Origin of the sequence: Enterobacter cloacae complex sp. P14RS (assembly GCF_014895895.1) — a bacterium.
GTDB classification, from domain to species: domain Bacteria; phylum Pseudomonadota; class Gammaproteobacteria; order Enterobacterales; family Enterobacteriaceae; genus Enterobacter; species Enterobacter bugandensis.
Map to the genome: position 1 here is coordinate 44,723 of NZ_JADBQM010000007.1, position 15,299 is coordinate 60,021.

Below are 15,299 nucleotides of genomic sequence, written 5' to 3' on the forward strand. Positions count from 1 at the left end.
TACATGTATACGAAGATTTTAGGTACCGGCAGCTACCTGCCAAAACAAGTGCGTACCAACGCCGATCTGGAAAAAATGGTAGATACGTCTGACGAGTGGATTGTCACGCGCACAGGTATCCGTGAACGTCGTATCGCCGCGCCAGACGAAACCGTGTCCACCATGGGTTACGAAGCCGCACAGCGCGCTATCGAAATGGCGGGTATCGATAAAGAAGAGATTGGCTTGATCGTGGTTGCCACGACGTCTGCCACGCATGCTTTCCCAAGCGCGGCGTGTCAGGTGCAAAACATGCTCGGTATTAAAGGCTGCCCGGCGTTTGACGTTGCCGCCGCGTGCGCAGGTTTCACCTACGCGCTGAGCATTGCCGATCAGTATGTTAAATCTGGCTCCGTCAAATATGCGCTGGTTATCGGTGCTGACGTTTTGGCGCGTACCTGCGATCCAACCGATCGCGGAACAATCATTATTTTCGGTGATGGTGCCGGTGCGGTGCTGCTGGGGCAGTCCGAAGAGCCGGGTATCATCTCCACGCATCTGCATGCCGATGGCCGCTACGGCGAGCTGTTAACGCTGCCTAACGCCGATCGCGTTAATCCGGACAGCTCCATCTACCTGACCATGGCGGGTAACGAGGTGTTCAAGGTGGCGGTGACCGAGCTTGCGCACATTGTCGATGAGACGCTGGAAGCAAATAACCTTGAACGCACCGCGCTCGACTGGCTGGTGCCGCATCAGGCGAACCTGCGTATCATCAGCGCTACCGCTAAAAAGCTGGGCATGTCGATGGATAACGTTGTGGTGACGCTGGATCGTCACGGCAACACCTCTGCGGCGTCGGTACCGTGCGCATTTGATGAAGCGGTACGCGACGGACGAATCAAACGGGGCCAACTGGTCTTGCTTGAAGCCTTCGGTGGCGGGTTCACCTGGGGTTCCGCGCTGGTTCGTTTCTAGTATAAGGAATAAAAAATGACGCAATTTGCTTTTGTGTTCCCGGGCCAGGGTTCTCAAACCGTTGGGATGTTGTCTGAAATGGCAGCAAACTACCCGGTCATTGAAGAGACTTTTCGTGAAGCTTCTGATGCGCTGGGTTATGATCTGTGGGCGCTGACCCAACAGGGTCCGGCCGAAGAGCTGAACAAAACCTGGCAAACTCAGCCAGCGTTGCTGACTGCGTCCGTTGCGCTGTGGCGCGTATGGCAGCAGCAGGGCGGTAAAGCGCCAGCGCTGCTCGCGGGCCATAGCCTGGGTGAATACTCTGCGCTGGTGTGCGCCGGTGTGATTGCGTTTTCTGACGCGGTGCGCCTGGTAGAACTGCGCGGTAAATTCATGCAGGAAGCGGTGCCAGAAGGAACGGGTGGCATGTCTGCCATTATTGGTCTGGGTGATGCCGCGATTGCAAAAGCGTGTGAAGAATCTGCTGAAGGGCAGGTGGTTTCCCCGGTTAACTTCAACTCGCCGGGCCAGGTTGTTATTGCTGGTCATAAAGAAGCCGTTGAACGTGCCGGTGCTGCCTGTAAAGCCGCGGGCGCCAAACGCGCACTGCCGCTGCCGGTCAGCGTACCGTCTCACTGCGCACTGATGAAGCCCGCAGCCGAGAAACTGGCGGCTGAGCTGGAAAAAATTACCTTTAACGCACCGACGATTTCCGTTGTGAACAACGTCGATGTGAAATGCGAAACCGCGCCGGAAGCTATCCGTGACGCACTGGTTCGCCAGCTCTATAGCCCGGTACAGTGGACCAAAACCGTTGAGTTTATGGCCTCGCAGGGCGTTGAGCACCTTTATGAAGTCGGTCCTGGTAAAGTCCTCACCGGTCTGACGAAACGTATTGTTGACACCCTGACTGCCTCGGCGATTAACGAGCCGGAAGCGATGTCAGCGGCACTCTCGCAATAAAAGAGGAATACCATGAGTTTTGAAGGAAAAATTGCCCTGGTTACTGGCGCAAGCCGCGGTATCGGGCGTGCAATTGCTGAAACACTGGTCGCGCGCGGCGCGAAGGTGATTGGTACAGCAACCAGCGAGAATGGCGCTCAGGCCATCAGCGAGTATCTGGGTGCGAACGGTAAAGGTCTGGTACTGAATGTGACCGAACCTGCATCTATCGAATCTGTTCTGGAAAATATTCGCGCAGAGTTTGGTGAAGTGGATATTCTGGTCAATAATGCCGGGATCACTCGCGACAACCTGCTGATGCGAATGAAAGATGATGAGTGGAACGATATTATCGAAACCAACCTGTCATCTGTATTCCGTCTGTCAAAAGCGGTAATGCGCGCTATGATGAAAAAGCGTCATGGTCGTATTATCACTGTTGGTTCTGTGGTTGGTACCATGGGAAATGCTGGTCAGGCTAACTACGCTGCGGCGAAAGCAGGTCTGATCGGTTTCAGTAAGTCGCTGGCGCGTGAAGTCGCGTCCCGCGGGATTACTGTAAACGTTGTTGCTCCGGGCTTTATTGAAACGGACATGACGCGTGCGCTGACTGATGATCAGCGTGCGGGTACGCTGGCGGCAGTTCCGGCGGGTCGTCTTGGCGACCCTAAAGAAATCGCCAGTGCGGTTGCATTTTTAGCCTCTGACGAAGCGGGTTACATCACTGGTGAGACCCTCCACGTCAACGGCGGGATGTACATGGTTTAATCACGATCGAAAATATTTGCGTTATTAGGGCAAATGGCCTCAAAATAACGTAAAATCGTGGTAAGACCTGCCGGGATTTAGTTGCAAATTTTTCAACATTTTATACACTACGAAAACCATCGCGAAAGCGAGTTTTGATAGGAAATTTAAGAGTATGAGCACTATCGAAGAACGCGTTAAGAAAATTATCGGCGAACAGCTGGGCGTTAAGCAGGAAGAAGTTGTGAACTCCGCTTCCTTCGTTGAAGACCTGGGCGCAGATTCTCTTGACACCGTTGAGCTGGTAATGGCTCTGGAAGAAGAGTTTGATACTGAGATTCCGGACGAAGAAGCTGAGAAAATCACCACCGTTCAGGCTGCCATTGATTACATCAACGGCCACCAGGCGTAAGTGAACATCTCCAGGCGGTCATTCGACCGCCTGAGTTTTATCTTTTTTAGTCCCACGTATCTCTTTTTTTATCCCTCCCTGGAGGACAAACGTGTCTAAGCGTCGTGTAGTTGTGACCGGACTTGGCATGTTGTCTCCTGTCGGCAATACCGTAGAGTCCACCTGGAAAGCTCTCCTTGCCGGTCAGAGCGGCATCAGCCTAATCGACCATTTCGATACTAGCGCCTATGCAACGAAATTTGCTGGCTTAGTAAAGGATTTTAACTGTGAAGAGATCATCTCGCGCAAAGAACAGCGCAAGATGGATGCCTTCATTCAATATGGAATTGTCGCTGGCGTTCAGGCCATGCAGGATTCTGGCCTTGAGATTACGGAAGAGAACGCAACCCGTATCGGCGCCGCTATCGGCTCCGGGATTGGTGGTCTTGGCCTGATCGAGGAAAACCATACATCGCTGATGAATGGCGGACCGCGTAAGATCAGCCCGTTCTTCGTTCCGTCCACGATTGTTAACATGGTGGCAGGTCACCTGACCATTATGTTCGGCCTGCGTGGGCCAAGCATCTCTATCGCTACCGCGTGTACGTCTGGCGTACATAACATCGGCCAGGCCGCGCGTATCATTGCGTACGGCGATGCAGATGCTATGGTTGCGGGCGGTGCTGAAAAAGCCAGTACCCCACTGGGTGTTGGTGGTTTCGGCGCAGCGCGTGCGCTCTCTACCCGTAACGATAACCCTCAGGCGGCGAGCCGTCCGTGGGATAAAGACCGCGATGGTTTCGTGCTGGGTGACGGCGCAGGTATGCTCGTACTGGAAGAGTACGAACATGCGAAAAAACGTGGCGCGAAAATTTATGCTGAAGTCGTTGGCTTCGGGATGAGCAGCGATGCGTATCACATGACGTCTCCTCCGGAGAACGGCGCGGGTGCTGCGCTGGCGATGGAAAATGCGATCCGTGATGCGGGTATTACCCCTGCACAGATTGGCTACGTTAACGCGCACGGCACTTCTACGCCTGCAGGCGATAAAGCAGAAGCGCAGGCGGTTAAGTCTATCTTCGGCGAGGCTGCCAGCCGCGTAATGGTCAGCTCCACGAAATCCATGACCGGTCATCTGCTGGGGGCGGCGGGTGCAGTAGAGTCAATCTACTCTATCCTTGCGCTGCGCGATCAGGCTGTGCCGCCAACCATCAACCTGGATAACCCGGATGAAGGTTGCGATCTGGACTTCGTTCCGCACGAAGCGCGTCAGGTTAGCGGTATGGAGTACACCCTGTGTAACTCCTTCGGCTTTGGCGGTACGAATGGTTCTCTGATCTTCAAAAAGGTCTGAGCCTGACTGCCCGAAAGCTATAAAAAAAGGTCCGCTTAGCGGGCCTTTTTTATTAGGGAAAATCCCCTTGTCCGGCTTTTAACATCCTGCCAGACTGAGCCTCCACGCATAAGGAGCCACCATGTTTTTAATTAATGGCCTTGAGCAAGAAACGCTGCCGGCAAGCGACAGGGCAATCCAGTTTGGCGATGGCTGTTTCACCACTGCGCGTATTCTTGACGGTGAGGTGAGCCTGCTTGACGCCCATATCCGTCGTTTACAAAAAGCCTGCGAGAAATTGCTGATTCCCTTCATGCAGTGGGACATTCTCGAGCGCGAGATGCGCCGGCTGGCGTCAGGTAATACAAACGGCGTTTTAAAAGTTATTCTTAGCCGCGGCAGCGGCGGGCGAGGGTACAGCGGTTCCGCCTGTCAGCATCCCACGCGTATTCTTTCCGTATCAGCGTATCCTGCTCACTATGCGCGCTGGCGTGAGGAGGGGATAACGCTGACGCTGAGCCCGGTACGGCTGGGGCGAAACCCTATGCTCGCCGGAATAAAACATCTTAACCGCCTTGAACAGGTGCTTATTCGTACTCATCTTGAACAGACGGACGCCGATGAGGCGCTAGTCCTTGACAGCGAAGGGTTCATTACGGAATGCTGTGCGGCTAATTTACTCTGGCGGAAGGGCCGTGAGGTCTTCACCCCTTCGCTGGAGCAGGCTGGGGTTAACGGCATCATGCGCCAGTTTTGTTTGCAACAGCTGGCACATGCAGGCTTTCGCGTTGTCGAAGTAAACGCGAAGGAAGAGGCGCTGCTGTCCGCCGATGAAGTTGTGATCTGCAATGCGCTGATGCCTGTTATACCCGTTCAGGTGTATGGTCAACAGCGCTGGTCTTCGCGAGAGCTCTTTACGTTTTTAGCCCCGATATGTGAGCAAATCAAAAAGTCATGAAGAAAATGTTGCGCTTTGTCCTTCTCCTGATCGTTGCGCTGGGTATTGCCGGCGGAGCGGGAGTATGGAAGGTTCGCCAGCTGGCGGACAGTAAAATCCTGATTAAAGACGAGACGATTTTTACCCTGAAAGCCGGTACCGGGCGGATGGCGCTGGGCGAGCAGCTTTACGGGGATAAAATCATCAACCGTCCACGCGTGTTCCAGTGGTTATTGCGTATCGAGCCTGAATTGTCTCACTTCAAGGCTGGTACCTATCGCTTTACGCCCGGCATGACCGTCAGAGAGATGCTGCAGCTGCTGGAAAGCGGTAAAGAGGCACAGTTCCCGCTGCGCTTTGTTGAAGGGATGCGCTTAAGCGATTACCTCAAGCAGCTGCGTGATGCGCCTTACATCAAGCACACGCTCAAAGATGACCGCTATGAGACGGTCGCCGAGGTGCTGAAATTTGAACATCCTGAGTGGGTGGAAGGCTGGTTCTGGCCAGACACCTGGATGTATACGGCGGGCACGACCGATGTGGCGATTCTTAAACGGGCACACAAAAAGATGGTTGAGGCAGTTGATTCCGCCTGGGAAGGGCGTATGGACGGGCTGCCTTATCAAGATCAAAACCAGTTTGTGACAATGGCCTCGATCATTGAGAAAGAGACGGCCGTGGCGGCCGAGCGCGACCGGGTCGCGTCGGTATTTATCAACCGCCTGCGCATCGGCATGCGTCTGCAAACCGACCCGACCGTCATCTACGGCATGGGCGAGAGCTATGCCGGTAAGATCTCCAGAAAAGATCTGGAGACGCCAACCGCGTATAATACCTACGTGATTAACGGCTTGCCGCCGGGCCCGATAGCCACGCCGAGCGAGGCTTCGCTCAAAGCCGCCGCGCACCCGGCCAAAACACCATACCTCTATTTTGTGGCTGATGGAAAAGGGGGGCATACCTTTAACACCAACCTTGCCAGCCATAATCGCTCTGTTCAGGACTATCTGAAGGCACTTAAGGAAAAAAATGCGCAGTAAATACATTGTCATTGAGGGACTCGAAGGGGCGGGTAAAACCACCGCCCGTAACGTGGTAGTGGATACGCTGAAATCGCTTGGCGTCGCTGACATGGTCTTTACCCGCGAGCCGGGCGGTACTCAGCTGGCGGAGAAACTGCGCAGCCTGGTGCTGGATATTAAATCCGTTGGCGACGAGGTTATTACTGACAAAGCCGAAGTGCTGATGTTCTATGCGGCGCGCGTCCAGCTGGTTGAGACCGTGATTAAACCTGCGCTGGCCGACGGCAAGTGGGTGATCGGCGACCGTCACGATCTGTCGACTCAGGCCTATCAGGGTGGCGGACGCGGTATTGACCAGGCGATGCTGGCAACCCTTCGCGATGCCGTACTGGGGGATTTTCGCCCGGACCTGACCCTCTACCTGGATGTGACCCCTGAAGTGGGCCTCAGGCGCGCCCGCGCGCGCGGCGAACTGGACCGCATTGAGCAAGAGTCATTCGATTTCTTTAACCGCACGCGCGCGCGCTATCTTGAGCTGGCCGCACGGGACAGCGCAATTCGTACCATTGATGCCACGCAATCTCTGGACGACGTCACGCGCGATATTCAACAGACCGTTACGCAGTGGCTACAGGAGCAGCAGGCATGAAATGGTATCCATGGTTGCGCCCGCACTTTGAACAGCTGATCGCCAGCTATCAGGCCGGTCGGGGGCATCATGCGTTACTGATTCAGGCGTTGCCGGGAATGGGGGATGATGCGTTGATCTACGCCATCACTCGTTTTCTGATGTGCCAGCAGCCGGAAGGGCATAAAAGCTGCGGTAAATGCCGCGGCTGCCAGCTGATGCAGGCCGGCACGCATCCTGACTACTACACGCTTGAGCCTGAGAAGGGCAAAAGCGCGCTCGGCATTGATGCCGTGCGTGAAGTCAGCGAGAAACTGTACGAACATGCGCGTCTGGGCGGGGCAAAAGTGGTCTGGCTCAACGACGCTGCGTTGCTTACCGAGGCGGCGGCGAACGCGCTGCTTAAAACCCTGGAAGAGCCGCCGGAAAAGACGTGGTTTTTCCTTTCCTGCCGGGACCCGGGACGTTTACTGGCGACGCTGCGCAGCCGTTGTCGTCTCCATCATCTGGCGGTGCCTCAGGAATCGTGGGCGTTAAGCTGGCTTGAGCGAGAGGTGACAACGTCACAGGAGAGTGCGTTGTCTGCGCTGCGCCTCAGCAGCGGCGCCCCCGCGGCGGCGCTGGCATTACTACAGCCTGACGTCTGGTCGCAGCGAGAAGCGCTCTGCCGGGCCGTTGAGGCTTCACTTAACAACCAGGACTGGCTGAGTTTACTGCCTGCGCTGAATAGCGATCGGGCCATCGAGCGTCTGCACTGGCTGGCCTCCTTATTGCTCGATGCGCTAAAAATCCAGCAAGGGGCTACGCTGCTGACTAACCCGGACGCGTGGCCCCTCGTGAACATGCTGGCGAGCCGCCTTACAGGCGCGTCTCTGCACGCTATCCTTCATGATGTTTGCGAGAGCCGCGAACAGCTTTTAACCGTGACGGGTCTTAATCGCGAGCTTTTGCTGACCGACCAGTTACTGCGTATTGAACACTACCTGCAACCGGGCGTTACGCCGCCTGTTTCCCATCTCTGAGAGAGACATTATGTTTTTAGTCGACTCACACTGCCATCTTGATGGCCTGGATTATCAATCCCTGCACAACGACGTGGATGACGTGCTGGCGAAAGCCGCTGCCCGCGATGTGAAATTTTGTCTTGCGGTGGCGACGACGCTGCCAGGGTATCGCTCAATGCGTGAGCTGGTGGGCGATCGCGATAACGTGGTGTTCTCCTGCGGCGTTCATCCGCTGAACCAGGACGAAGAGTATGACGTAGAAGAGCTGCGCCGACTGGCAGCAGAAGCGGGCGTCGTGGCGATGGGTGAAACCGGGCTGGACTATTTTTATACGCCGGAAACGAAAGCGCGCCAGCAGGCGTCTTTCCGCAACCATATTCGCATCGGCCGCGAACTGAATAAACCGGTCATCGTACATACACGCGATGCGCGCGCCGATACGCTGGCGATCCTCCGGGAAGAAAACGTGACGGATTGCGGTGGCGTACTACACTGTTTCACAGAAGACAGAGAAACGGCGGGTAAACTGCTTGATTTGGGGTTTTATATTTCGTTTTCCGGGATCGTGACGTTCCGTAACGCTGAGCAGCTCCGTGATGCTGCGCGCTATGTCCCGCTCGATCGCATTCTGGTGGAAACAGACTCTCCGTATCTGGCGCCGGTACCGCATCGCGGTAAAGAGAACCAGCCGGCCATGACGCGAGACGTCGCAGAGTACATGGCCGTGCTTAAAGGCGTCAGTATCGAAGAGCTGGCCCGCGTCACGACGCAAAACTTCTCTGCGCTGTTCCATATCGACCCCGCCCGCCTGCAATCCGTCTGATAAGCCTGTTTTTTTTAGGCTCGTAATTAATAAATAAAACGAGTAAAGTTCACCGCCTCATTTGGGGCGGTGACGGTGTTCTTAGAAACATCCAGACATGCTTTTTGTAAATTACTGAAAGTTTTTCGACCGTCTTAAGCTGAAACGTGATAGCCGTCAAACAAACTCAGAGGGAATTATTTTACTCTGTGTAATAAATAAAGGGCGCTTAGATGTCCTGTCCACGGCACGGTACTCCCCCCGGGCCAATGCGTGAAAGCGTAAAAAAAGCACAAATACTCAGGAGCACTCTCAATTATGTTTAAGAATGCATTTGCTAACCTGCAAAAGGTCGGTAAATCGCTGATGCTGCCAGTATCCGTACTGCCTATCGCAGGTATCCTGCTGGGTGTCGGTTCTGCTAACTTCAGCTGGCTGCCAGCCGTAGTTTCCCATGTGATGGCTGAAGCAGGCGGTTCCGTCTTTGCTAACATGCCTCTGATCTTCGCTATCGGTGTGGCGCTGGGCTTCACCAATAACGACGGCGTTTCTGCGCTGGCTGCAGTGGTTGCTTACGGCATCATGGTGAAAACCATGGCTGTGGTTGCGCCGCTGGTTCTGCATTTACCGGCAGAAGAGATTGCCGCGAAACACCTGGCAGATACCGGTGTTCTGGGCGGTATCATCTCCGGTGCGATTGCAGCGTATATGTTCAACCGCTTCTATCGCATCAAGCTGCCTGAGTATCTGGGCTTCTTCGCGGGCAAGCGTTTCGTTCCGATCATCTCTGGTCTGGCAGCGATTTTCACTGGCGTGATCCTGTCCTTCATCTGGCCACCGATCGGTTCCGCTATCCAGACCTTCTCTCAGTGGGCTGCTTACCAGAACCCGGTTGTCGCGTTCGGTATCTACGGCTTCATCGAGCGTTGCCTGGTGCCATTCGGTCTGCACCACATCTGGAACGTTCCATTCCAGATGCAGATTGGTGAATTCACCAACGCAGCAGGTCAGGTGTTCCACGGTGATATCCCACGTTACATGGCGGGTGACCCAACTGCAGGTAAACTGTCTGGTGGCTTCCTGTTCAAAATGTACGGCCTGCCGGCTGCTGCGATTGCAATCTGGCACTCTGCTAAGCCAGAAAACCGTGCAAAAGTGGGCGGTATCATGATCTCCGCAGCGCTGACCTCGTTCCTGACCGGTATCACCGAGCCGATCGAGTTCTCCTTCATGTTCGTTGCGCCAATCCTGTACATCATCCACGCTGTACTGGCTGGCCTGGCGTTCCCAATCTGTATCCTGCTGGGTATGCGTGACGGTACGTCCTTCTCTCACGGCCTGATCGACTTCATCGTTCTGTCCGGTAACAGCAGCAAGCTGTGGCTGTTCCCAATCGTGGGTGCGTGCTACGCCGTTGTTTACTACACCATCTTCCGCGTGCTGATCAAAGCACTGGACCTGAAAACTCCGGGTCGTGAAGATGCAACTGAAGACAGCAAAGCAGGCGCGACCAGCGAAATGGCTCCGGCACTGGTTGCTGCGTTCGGCGGTAAAGAGAACATCACTAACCTGGACGCGTGCATCACTCGTCTGCGTGTGAGCGTTGCCGACGTTGCGAAAGTGGACCAGCCGGGTCTGAAAAAACTGGGTGCAGCGGGCGTGGTTGTTGCAGGTTCGGGCGTTCAGGCTATCTTCGGTACTAAATCCGATAACCTGAAAACCGAAATGGATGAGTACATCCGCAACAGCTAAGCTGTGACCTGGGGAGACTAAGGCAGCCGAATGGCTGCCTTTTTTATTGCTGTGGTTTGTTGTGCCAACACTCAGAAGTCGTAGCTCGCGCTCACCGAGACGTTCAGCGGTGCGCCATAAACCACGTAAGAGCCGACGTAATCGTAATACTCTTTGTCGAACAGGTTGTTGACGTTCGCCTGAATAGCAAAATCTTTGGTGACCTGATAGCGGCTGAACAGGTTAACCAGTCCGTAGCTGCCTTGCTCTGCGCGGGATTGTCCCGCCGGGCCACCGTCCACATCCGTCCACACTTTGTTCTGCCAGTTTACGCCACCGCCCACCGTCAGCGCCGGCAGCATTGGCAGTTGATAACGGGTAAACAGCTTCATTGTCGTGCGCGGCTGATCGGAACTGACAGCGCTGCCGTTCTTATCTTCCGCAATGTAGCGGGTCGCGCCGAACGTCAGCTGCCAGTTATCGGTCAGGGCGCCGTTCAGCTCGAACTCAATCCCTTTGCTGACCACGCCGTCCAGCGATTCATAAATCGACTCACCGCTCGGCATGTAGGTATAGGTGTTGCTCGCCACGTTATCCTGCTCGATGCGGAAAATCGCCAGCGAGGTGGTCAGACGGGTATTAAACCAGTCTGCTTTAACACCGGCTTCGTAGCTTTTGCCCGTGGTTGGATCGAGATAACGTCCGCTGGCGTCGCGCTTGTCCTGCGGCTGGAAGATGGAGGTATAGCTGACGTAGGTCGACCAGTCTTCGTTGATATCGTAGACCAGGCCCGCGTAAGGCGTTACGTCATCTTCAGTGCTTTCCAGTCGGGTGTCAGGAGAGCCCGCCGGGTTATAGCGAATGTTGTAGTTGGTGTAGCGCGCCCCGAGGATCAGGTGCAGCGGGTCAGCCAGCGAGAAGCGGGCGGAGGTGTAAGCTGAGGACTGGCGAATGTCGTCCTGGCTGTAGAGCTTCCACGGCGTCCACTGCGGATCGGCGATATTTCCGTTCCAGTTTTTGAAATTCCCCACGTCCACCATGCCGTACAGCGCATCCGGCATTCTGTTGTCATAGTGGTTGCGCTGTCGGCTGAAGCTGCCGCCAAACATCATCTCATGCTGGCGGCCGAAAAGATCGAAGCCGCCGCGCAGGAAGGCATCAACCGCATCCTGTTTGCGTTCACCTCTGTTCCAGCCGCCGTAGCCAACCATGCCCGCCCCGGTCTCTTTTTCCGGATAGCCGGACATATACATCAGCTTGCTGTCGAAGTTGGTCTCCGCGTGCATGCCGTTGACGTGCGCTTCCCAGCCGTTGTCGAAACGCTGGGTCAGGTTAGCGAAGATGCGGGTGCTATCCTTGTCTGAGTAGGCCCAGTCAGGCGCGACGGTCTGGCTGCGATTGTAGTCGGTTTTACTCCCGTCGCTGTACCAGGTCGGCAATCCGCCCCAGGTTGGATCGGCGGTGTGGCTTTCCTGATATTCATACCCTACAGAGAGGGTGGTGCTGTCAGTGACGTCCGCATCCACCACGCCGTAGAGGAACTTCTTCCGGTAGTGGTAGTTATCCACGAAGCTGTCGTTGTCCTGATAGCCCGTAATCAGGCGTCCCCGTACCTTCCCGGACTCTACCAGCGGTGCCTGGAGATCCAGCACGTAGCGCTGTTTGTCCCAGCTGCCGTAGCTGGCGGAGACATTGCCTTTAAACTCATTGCTGTCCGCATGCTTACGCACCATATTGACGTACGCCGCCGGGTTACCGGTGCCGGACATCAGCCCGGTTGCGCCGCGAACCACTTCGATACGGTCGTAAATCGCGGTATCGGCGGCGGTGTCGCCGAAGTTCCACACTTCGCTGATGGAGGTTGGCAGGTCGTCAAAGGCGTAGTTACTGACGAAAAATCCGCGCGAGTAAAATACGGTACGATCGCTGTCCTGCACCTGCGCCGTTACGCCAGTCGTGTTGGTTAACACCTGGCCGATAGACTGAAGGTTCTGATCGGCCATGCGCTGTTGGCTAATGACGCTAACGGACTGTGGGATATCACGGGGAACCAGCAACAGCTTTGTGCCGGTGGTGGTGGTTTTTACGCTGTAATCCCGGTCCTGACTTGCGGAAGGATCCTGCGTATTGTCAAAACCTCCATCCACGACGACGGTGTCTTCGGTTGCTGATGCAGCGAAAGCGGCGGCTGGCGTCAATGCCATAGCAATACAGGCTGCCAGCAACGTAGGCGTTGCGACAGGCTGACGTTGCCCATCCCTGGTGTGATCAATGAAAGACATTATCAAACCCTTATGAACGGTGAAGAGTGTTTGCGTCAGTCCCACAAATACGGTCTGACGTCGTTTTCTATGTTAAAAATGCGCATGAAAATGCAAATGCGAAATATACGCATTGCCATTAATGCTGTAAACAGATGTGTCGTTCGAAACTGAAATAATGTTTTAGCCCGTTAAGGCACGCGAGCGGTCACTCTTCAGTCAGCTGATGAATATTCAGCAAAGAATTCGGGGGAGAAGGTTGAAAGGACAGGAGAAACTCGCTCATACTCTTAAATTGTGTCACACAGTCCACCAGAGAGTGTGTTAACAGCGGACGCACCTAACAAAAAAGGAAAAGGTCATGGCTGAAGAAACGATTTTCAGTAAAATTATTCGCCGCGAAATCCCTTCGGATATCGTCTATCAGGATGAACTGGTAACGGCTTTCCGGGACATTTCCCCTCAGGCACCGACACACATCCTTATCATTCCTAATATTCTGATTCCGACCGTAAACGACGTAAAAACCGAGCACGAAGTGGCGTTAGGTCGTATGCTGACGGTGGCGGCGAAAATTGCCGAGCAGGAAGGCATAGCGGAAGACGGTTATCGTCTGATCATGAACTGTAATCGTCATGGCGGCCAGGAAGTTTATCATATTCACATGCATCTGCTGGGTGGACGTCCGCTGGGACCGATGCTGGCTCACAAAGGTCTGTAACATGTTTAAAGGGCGTATTGCAGCGCTGGTAATGATGATGATGGTTGTGGGGTGCAGCACGCGTCCGGCGATCCCCGTCAGCGATGAACAGACGCTGGTAATGGAATCCTCCGTGCTGGCTGCGGGCATCACGGCGCAACAGCCCGCACTGACCATCAGTGAAATTAAATCTTCTGCCTCCTCTACGCTCTATAACGAAAGAAATGAACCGGTGACGGTCCACTACCGTTTTTTCTGGTATGACGTAAGAGGTCTTGAGATGCACCCGCTGGAGGCGCCGCGCAGCGTCACTCTTCCGGCAAGGTCGTCGGTAACGCTCTATGACAGCGCCAGCTATCTGGGTGCGCATAAGGTGAGACTTTATCTTTATCTCTAAGGGGTGAACCTTGATTAAAAATATGAGCCGTTATGCGCTCGTGACCGCATTCGCGCTGTTCCTCGCAGGGTGTGTGACCCGTACAGAACAGCCAGCACCTGTGGAAGAGGCAAAGCCGGGTACCGAGCAGCCGACACCGCCAACGCAGACCCAGCCAACCGTGCCGTCTGTACCGTCTATTCCGTCACAGCCTGGCCCGATTGAACATCAGGACCAGACCTCACAACCTGCGCCGCGCGTGCGCCATTACGACTGGAACGGTGCGATGCAGCCGATGGTCGGTAAAATGCTGCAGGCTCAGGGCGTGACGGCAGGCAGCGTGCTGCTGGTCGATAGCGTGAACAACCGTACCAACGGTTCGCTGAACGCGGGCGAAGCGACAGAAACGCTGCGCAATGCACTGGCAAACAACGGTAAGTTTACGCTGGTCTCTGCTCAGCAGCTTGCATTAGCCAAACAGCAGCTGGGCCTGTCGCCGCAGGATAGCCTCGGCACCCGCAGCAAGGCGATTGGCATTGCCCGCAACGTTGGCGCCCAGTATGTGCTGTACTCTAATGCGACCGGTAATGTGAATACCCCAGCCCTGCAGATGCAGCTGATGCTGGTTCAGACAGGCGAAATTATCTGGTCAGGTAAAGGTGCGGTTACGCAACAATGACACCACGCGTGATGAGATTCTGACGCGTTATTTTCCACAGTACCGCCTTATCGCGCCGCAGGCCCACTCCGGGCTTAGCGGCGCGAGTTGCATTATAGCGCGGGGCGCGCACCGTCTGGTCTTGCGGCAGAACCACGATCCCTTCGCCCCGGCTTTCCAGTTTCGCCGTCAGTTTCGCGCCCTCAAACGCCTTCCGTCGGATCTCGTGCCTGAACCCCGATTTTTCAGCAAGGGCTGGATGGCCGTCGACTATCTGGAGGGGGAGGTGAAAAGCGCGCTGCCGGACACCCCAGCGCTTGCGGCGATGCTGTATCATCTGCACCAGCAACAGCGTCTGGGGTGGCGAATCGCCTTACTTCCACTGCTGGAAAACTACTGGCAACAAGCCTCTCCAGCAAGACGTACCCCAGTGTGGCTTGCGCATCTCAAACGGCTGCGTAAAGCGGGCGAGCCGCAACCGATTCGGCTCTCGCCGTTACATATGGATGTGCACGCCGGGAACATCGTGCATACGCCACAGGGCGCCAGGCTTATCGACTGGGAATATGCCGGAGACGGCGATGTGGCGCTGGAGCTGGCCGCGGTCTGGACGGAAAGTGAAGCCGCGCGGCAGAAACTCATCAGAGAGTATGCCAGCGTTGCGCACTTTAACGCCGATGCGCTGGCACGCCAGGTGAGACGCTGGCGGCCCTGGGTCATCATGCTGATGGCGGGCTGGTTTGAGATGCGTTTGCAGCAGTCCAGAGATAAACAATTTATTGCGCTGGCAGACGATGCCTGGCGCCAGTTACAAACGAAAGGATAAGA

16 protein-coding genes are annotated in these 15,299 nt (G+C 55.3%); 15 read left to right on the plus strand and 1 reads right to left on the minus strand.

Translation table 11 applies throughout. The annotated features are described in order from the left end of the window. Positions 1–3: 3 nt before the first annotated feature. From IM295_RS06795 to ptsG, 11 genes are all read left to right on the plus strand, one after another. Complete coding sequence (locus tag IM295_RS06795; RefSeq protein WP_041910515.1) at positions 4–957, plus strand: beta-ketoacyl-ACP synthase III; 954 nt, start codon at positions 4–6, stop codon at positions 955–957. Between the two features lie 15 nt (positions 958–972). Further along, positions 973–1,902 carry an ACP S-malonyltransferase gene (fabD, locus tag IM295_RS06800; protein ID WP_193066441.1) on the plus strand — a complete coding sequence of 310 codons (930 nt, stop codon included), beginning with the start codon at positions 973–975 and terminating at the stop codon, positions 1,900–1,902. A gap of 12 nt (positions 1,903–1,914) precedes the next feature. Continuing rightward, positions 1,915–2,649, plus strand: coding sequence for a 3-oxoacyl-ACP reductase FabG (fabG, locus tag IM295_RS06805; protein WP_010429699.1), 735 nt, complete (start codon positions 1,915–1,917; stop codon positions 2,647–2,649). 154 nt (positions 2,650–2,803) lie between these two features. After that, positions 2,804–3,040: an acyl carrier protein gene (acpP, locus tag IM295_RS06810; protein WP_003857954.1), complete on the plus strand. Its 237-nt coding sequence runs from the start codon at positions 2,804–2,806 to the stop codon at positions 3,038–3,040. Positions 3,041–3,131: 91 nt separating this feature from the next. Then, on the plus strand, positions 3,132–4,373 hold the full coding sequence (gene fabF / locus IM295_RS06815) for a beta-ketoacyl-ACP synthase II (protein ID WP_045630098.1): 1,242 nt from the start codon (positions 3,132–3,134) through the stop codon (positions 4,371–4,373). A 121-nt stretch (positions 4,374–4,494) separates the two neighbouring features. After that, entirely contained in the window at positions 4,495–5,310 is an 816-nt protein-coding gene (gene pabC, locus IM295_RS06820; protein WP_193066442.1) for an aminodeoxychorismate lyase, read from the plus strand. Then, on the plus strand, positions 5,307–6,329 hold the full coding sequence (gene yceG, locus IM295_RS06825; protein WP_041910512.1) for a cell division protein YceG: 1,023 nt from the start codon (positions 5,307–5,309) through the stop codon (positions 6,327–6,329). Before pabC ends, yceG begins: the two co-directional genes overlap by 4 nt. Further along, positions 6,319–6,960: a dTMP kinase gene (gene tmk / locus IM295_RS06830; RefSeq protein ID WP_041910511.1), complete on the plus strand. Its 642-nt coding sequence runs from the start codon at positions 6,319–6,321 to the stop codon at positions 6,958–6,960. The genes yceG and tmk overlap by 11 nt, the downstream gene beginning before the upstream one ends. Continuing rightward, entirely contained in the window at positions 6,957–7,961 is a 1,005-nt protein-coding gene (gene holB / locus IM295_RS06835; RefSeq protein ID WP_059356874.1) for a DNA polymerase III subunit delta', read from the plus strand. Before tmk ends, holB begins: the two co-directional genes overlap by 4 nt. Positions 7,962–7,971: 10 nt before the next feature. Beyond that, positions 7,972–8,766: a metal-dependent hydrolase gene (locus IM295_RS06840; protein ID WP_028012723.1), complete on the plus strand. Its 795-nt coding sequence runs from the start codon at positions 7,972–7,974 to the stop codon at positions 8,764–8,766. 297 nt (positions 8,767–9,063) lie between these two features. Continuing rightward, positions 9,064–10,497 carry a PTS glucose transporter subunit IIBC gene (gene ptsG / locus IM295_RS06845; protein ID WP_028012724.1) on the plus strand — a complete coding sequence of 478 codons (1,434 nt, stop codon included), beginning with the start codon at positions 9,064–9,066 and terminating at the stop codon, positions 10,495–10,497. 71 nt (positions 10,498–10,568) lie between these two features. Here ptsG and fhuE read toward each other — a convergent pair whose 3' ends face one another. After that, positions 10,569–12,758 (minus strand): ferric-rhodotorulic acid/ferric-coprogen receptor FhuE, encoded by a 2,190-nt coding sequence (gene fhuE / locus IM295_RS06850; RefSeq protein WP_193066443.1) that lies wholly within the window; start codon positions 12,756–12,758, stop codon positions 10,569–10,571. Between the two features lie 340 nt (positions 12,759–13,098). On the opposite strand from fhuE, the gene hinT reads away from it, so the two are divergent. The 4 genes from hinT to thiK are packed head-to-tail and all read left to right on the plus strand — an operon-like array spanning position 13,099 to position 15,297. Next, positions 13,099–13,458, plus strand: coding sequence for a purine nucleoside phosphoramidase (gene hinT / locus IM295_RS06855; protein WP_006809243.1), 360 nt, complete (start codon positions 13,099–13,101; stop codon positions 13,456–13,458). 1 nt (position 13,459) lies between these two features. Further along, positions 13,460–13,834: a YcfL family protein gene (locus IM295_RS06860; protein ID WP_045261636.1), complete on the plus strand. Its 375-nt coding sequence runs from the start codon at positions 13,460–13,462 to the stop codon at positions 13,832–13,834. 13 nt (positions 13,835–13,847) lie between these two features. Next, entirely contained in the window at positions 13,848–14,492 is a 645-nt protein-coding gene (lpoB, locus tag IM295_RS06865; RefSeq protein WP_088205017.1) for a penicillin-binding protein activator LpoB, read from the plus strand. Then, positions 14,473–15,297: a thiamine kinase gene (gene thiK / locus IM295_RS06870; protein WP_193066444.1), complete on the plus strand. Its 825-nt coding sequence runs from the start codon at positions 14,473–14,475 to the stop codon at positions 15,295–15,297. Before lpoB ends, thiK begins: the two co-directional genes overlap by 20 nt. The last annotated feature ends 2 nt before the right edge of the window (positions 15,298–15,299 follow it).

What these genes read in the sequence shown, in the direction of transcription:
- hinT (WP_006809243.1), top strand. Translation starts at nt 13,099, where the DNA reads ATGGCTGAAGAAACGATTTTCAGTAAAATTATTCGCCGCGAAATCCCT.
- tmk (WP_041910511.1), top strand. Translation starts at nt 6,319, where the DNA reads ATGCGCAGTAAATACATTGTCATTGAGGGACTCGAAGGGGCGGGTAAA.
- ptsG (WP_028012724.1), top strand. Translation starts at nt 9,064, where the DNA reads ATGTTTAAGAATGCATTTGCTAACCTGCAAAAGGTCGGTAAATCGCTG.
- acpP (WP_003857954.1), top strand. Translation starts at nt 2,804, where the DNA reads ATGAGCACTATCGAAGAACGCGTTAAGAAAATTATCGGCGAACAGCTG.
- fabG (WP_010429699.1), top strand. Translation starts at nt 1,915, where the DNA reads ATGAGTTTTGAAGGAAAAATTGCCCTGGTTACTGGCGCAAGCCGCGGT.
- yceG (WP_041910512.1), top strand. Translation starts at nt 5,307, where the DNA reads ATGAAGAAAATGTTGCGCTTTGTCCTTCTCCTGATCGTTGCGCTGGGT.
- IM295_RS06840 (WP_028012723.1), top strand. Translation starts at nt 7,972, where the DNA reads ATGTTTTTAGTCGACTCACACTGCCATCTTGATGGCCTGGATTATCAA.
- pabC (WP_193066442.1), top strand. Translation starts at nt 4,495, where the DNA reads ATGTTTTTAATTAATGGCCTTGAGCAAGAAACGCTGCCGGCAAGCGAC.
- IM295_RS06860 (WP_045261636.1), top strand. Translation starts at nt 13,460, where the DNA reads ATGTTTAAAGGGCGTATTGCAGCGCTGGTAATGATGATGATGGTTGTG.
- IM295_RS06795 (WP_041910515.1), top strand. Translation starts at nt 4, where the DNA reads ATGTATACGAAGATTTTAGGTACCGGCAGCTACCTGCCAAAACAAGTG.
- fhuE (WP_193066443.1), bottom strand. Translation starts at nt 12,758, where the DNA reads ATGTCTTTCATTGATCACACCAGGGATGGGCAACGTCAGCCTGTCGCA.
- fabD (WP_193066441.1), top strand. Translation starts at nt 973, where the DNA reads ATGACGCAATTTGCTTTTGTGTTCCCGGGCCAGGGTTCTCAAACCGTT.
- holB (WP_059356874.1), top strand. Translation starts at nt 6,957, where the DNA reads ATGAAATGGTATCCATGGTTGCGCCCGCACTTTGAACAGCTGATCGCC.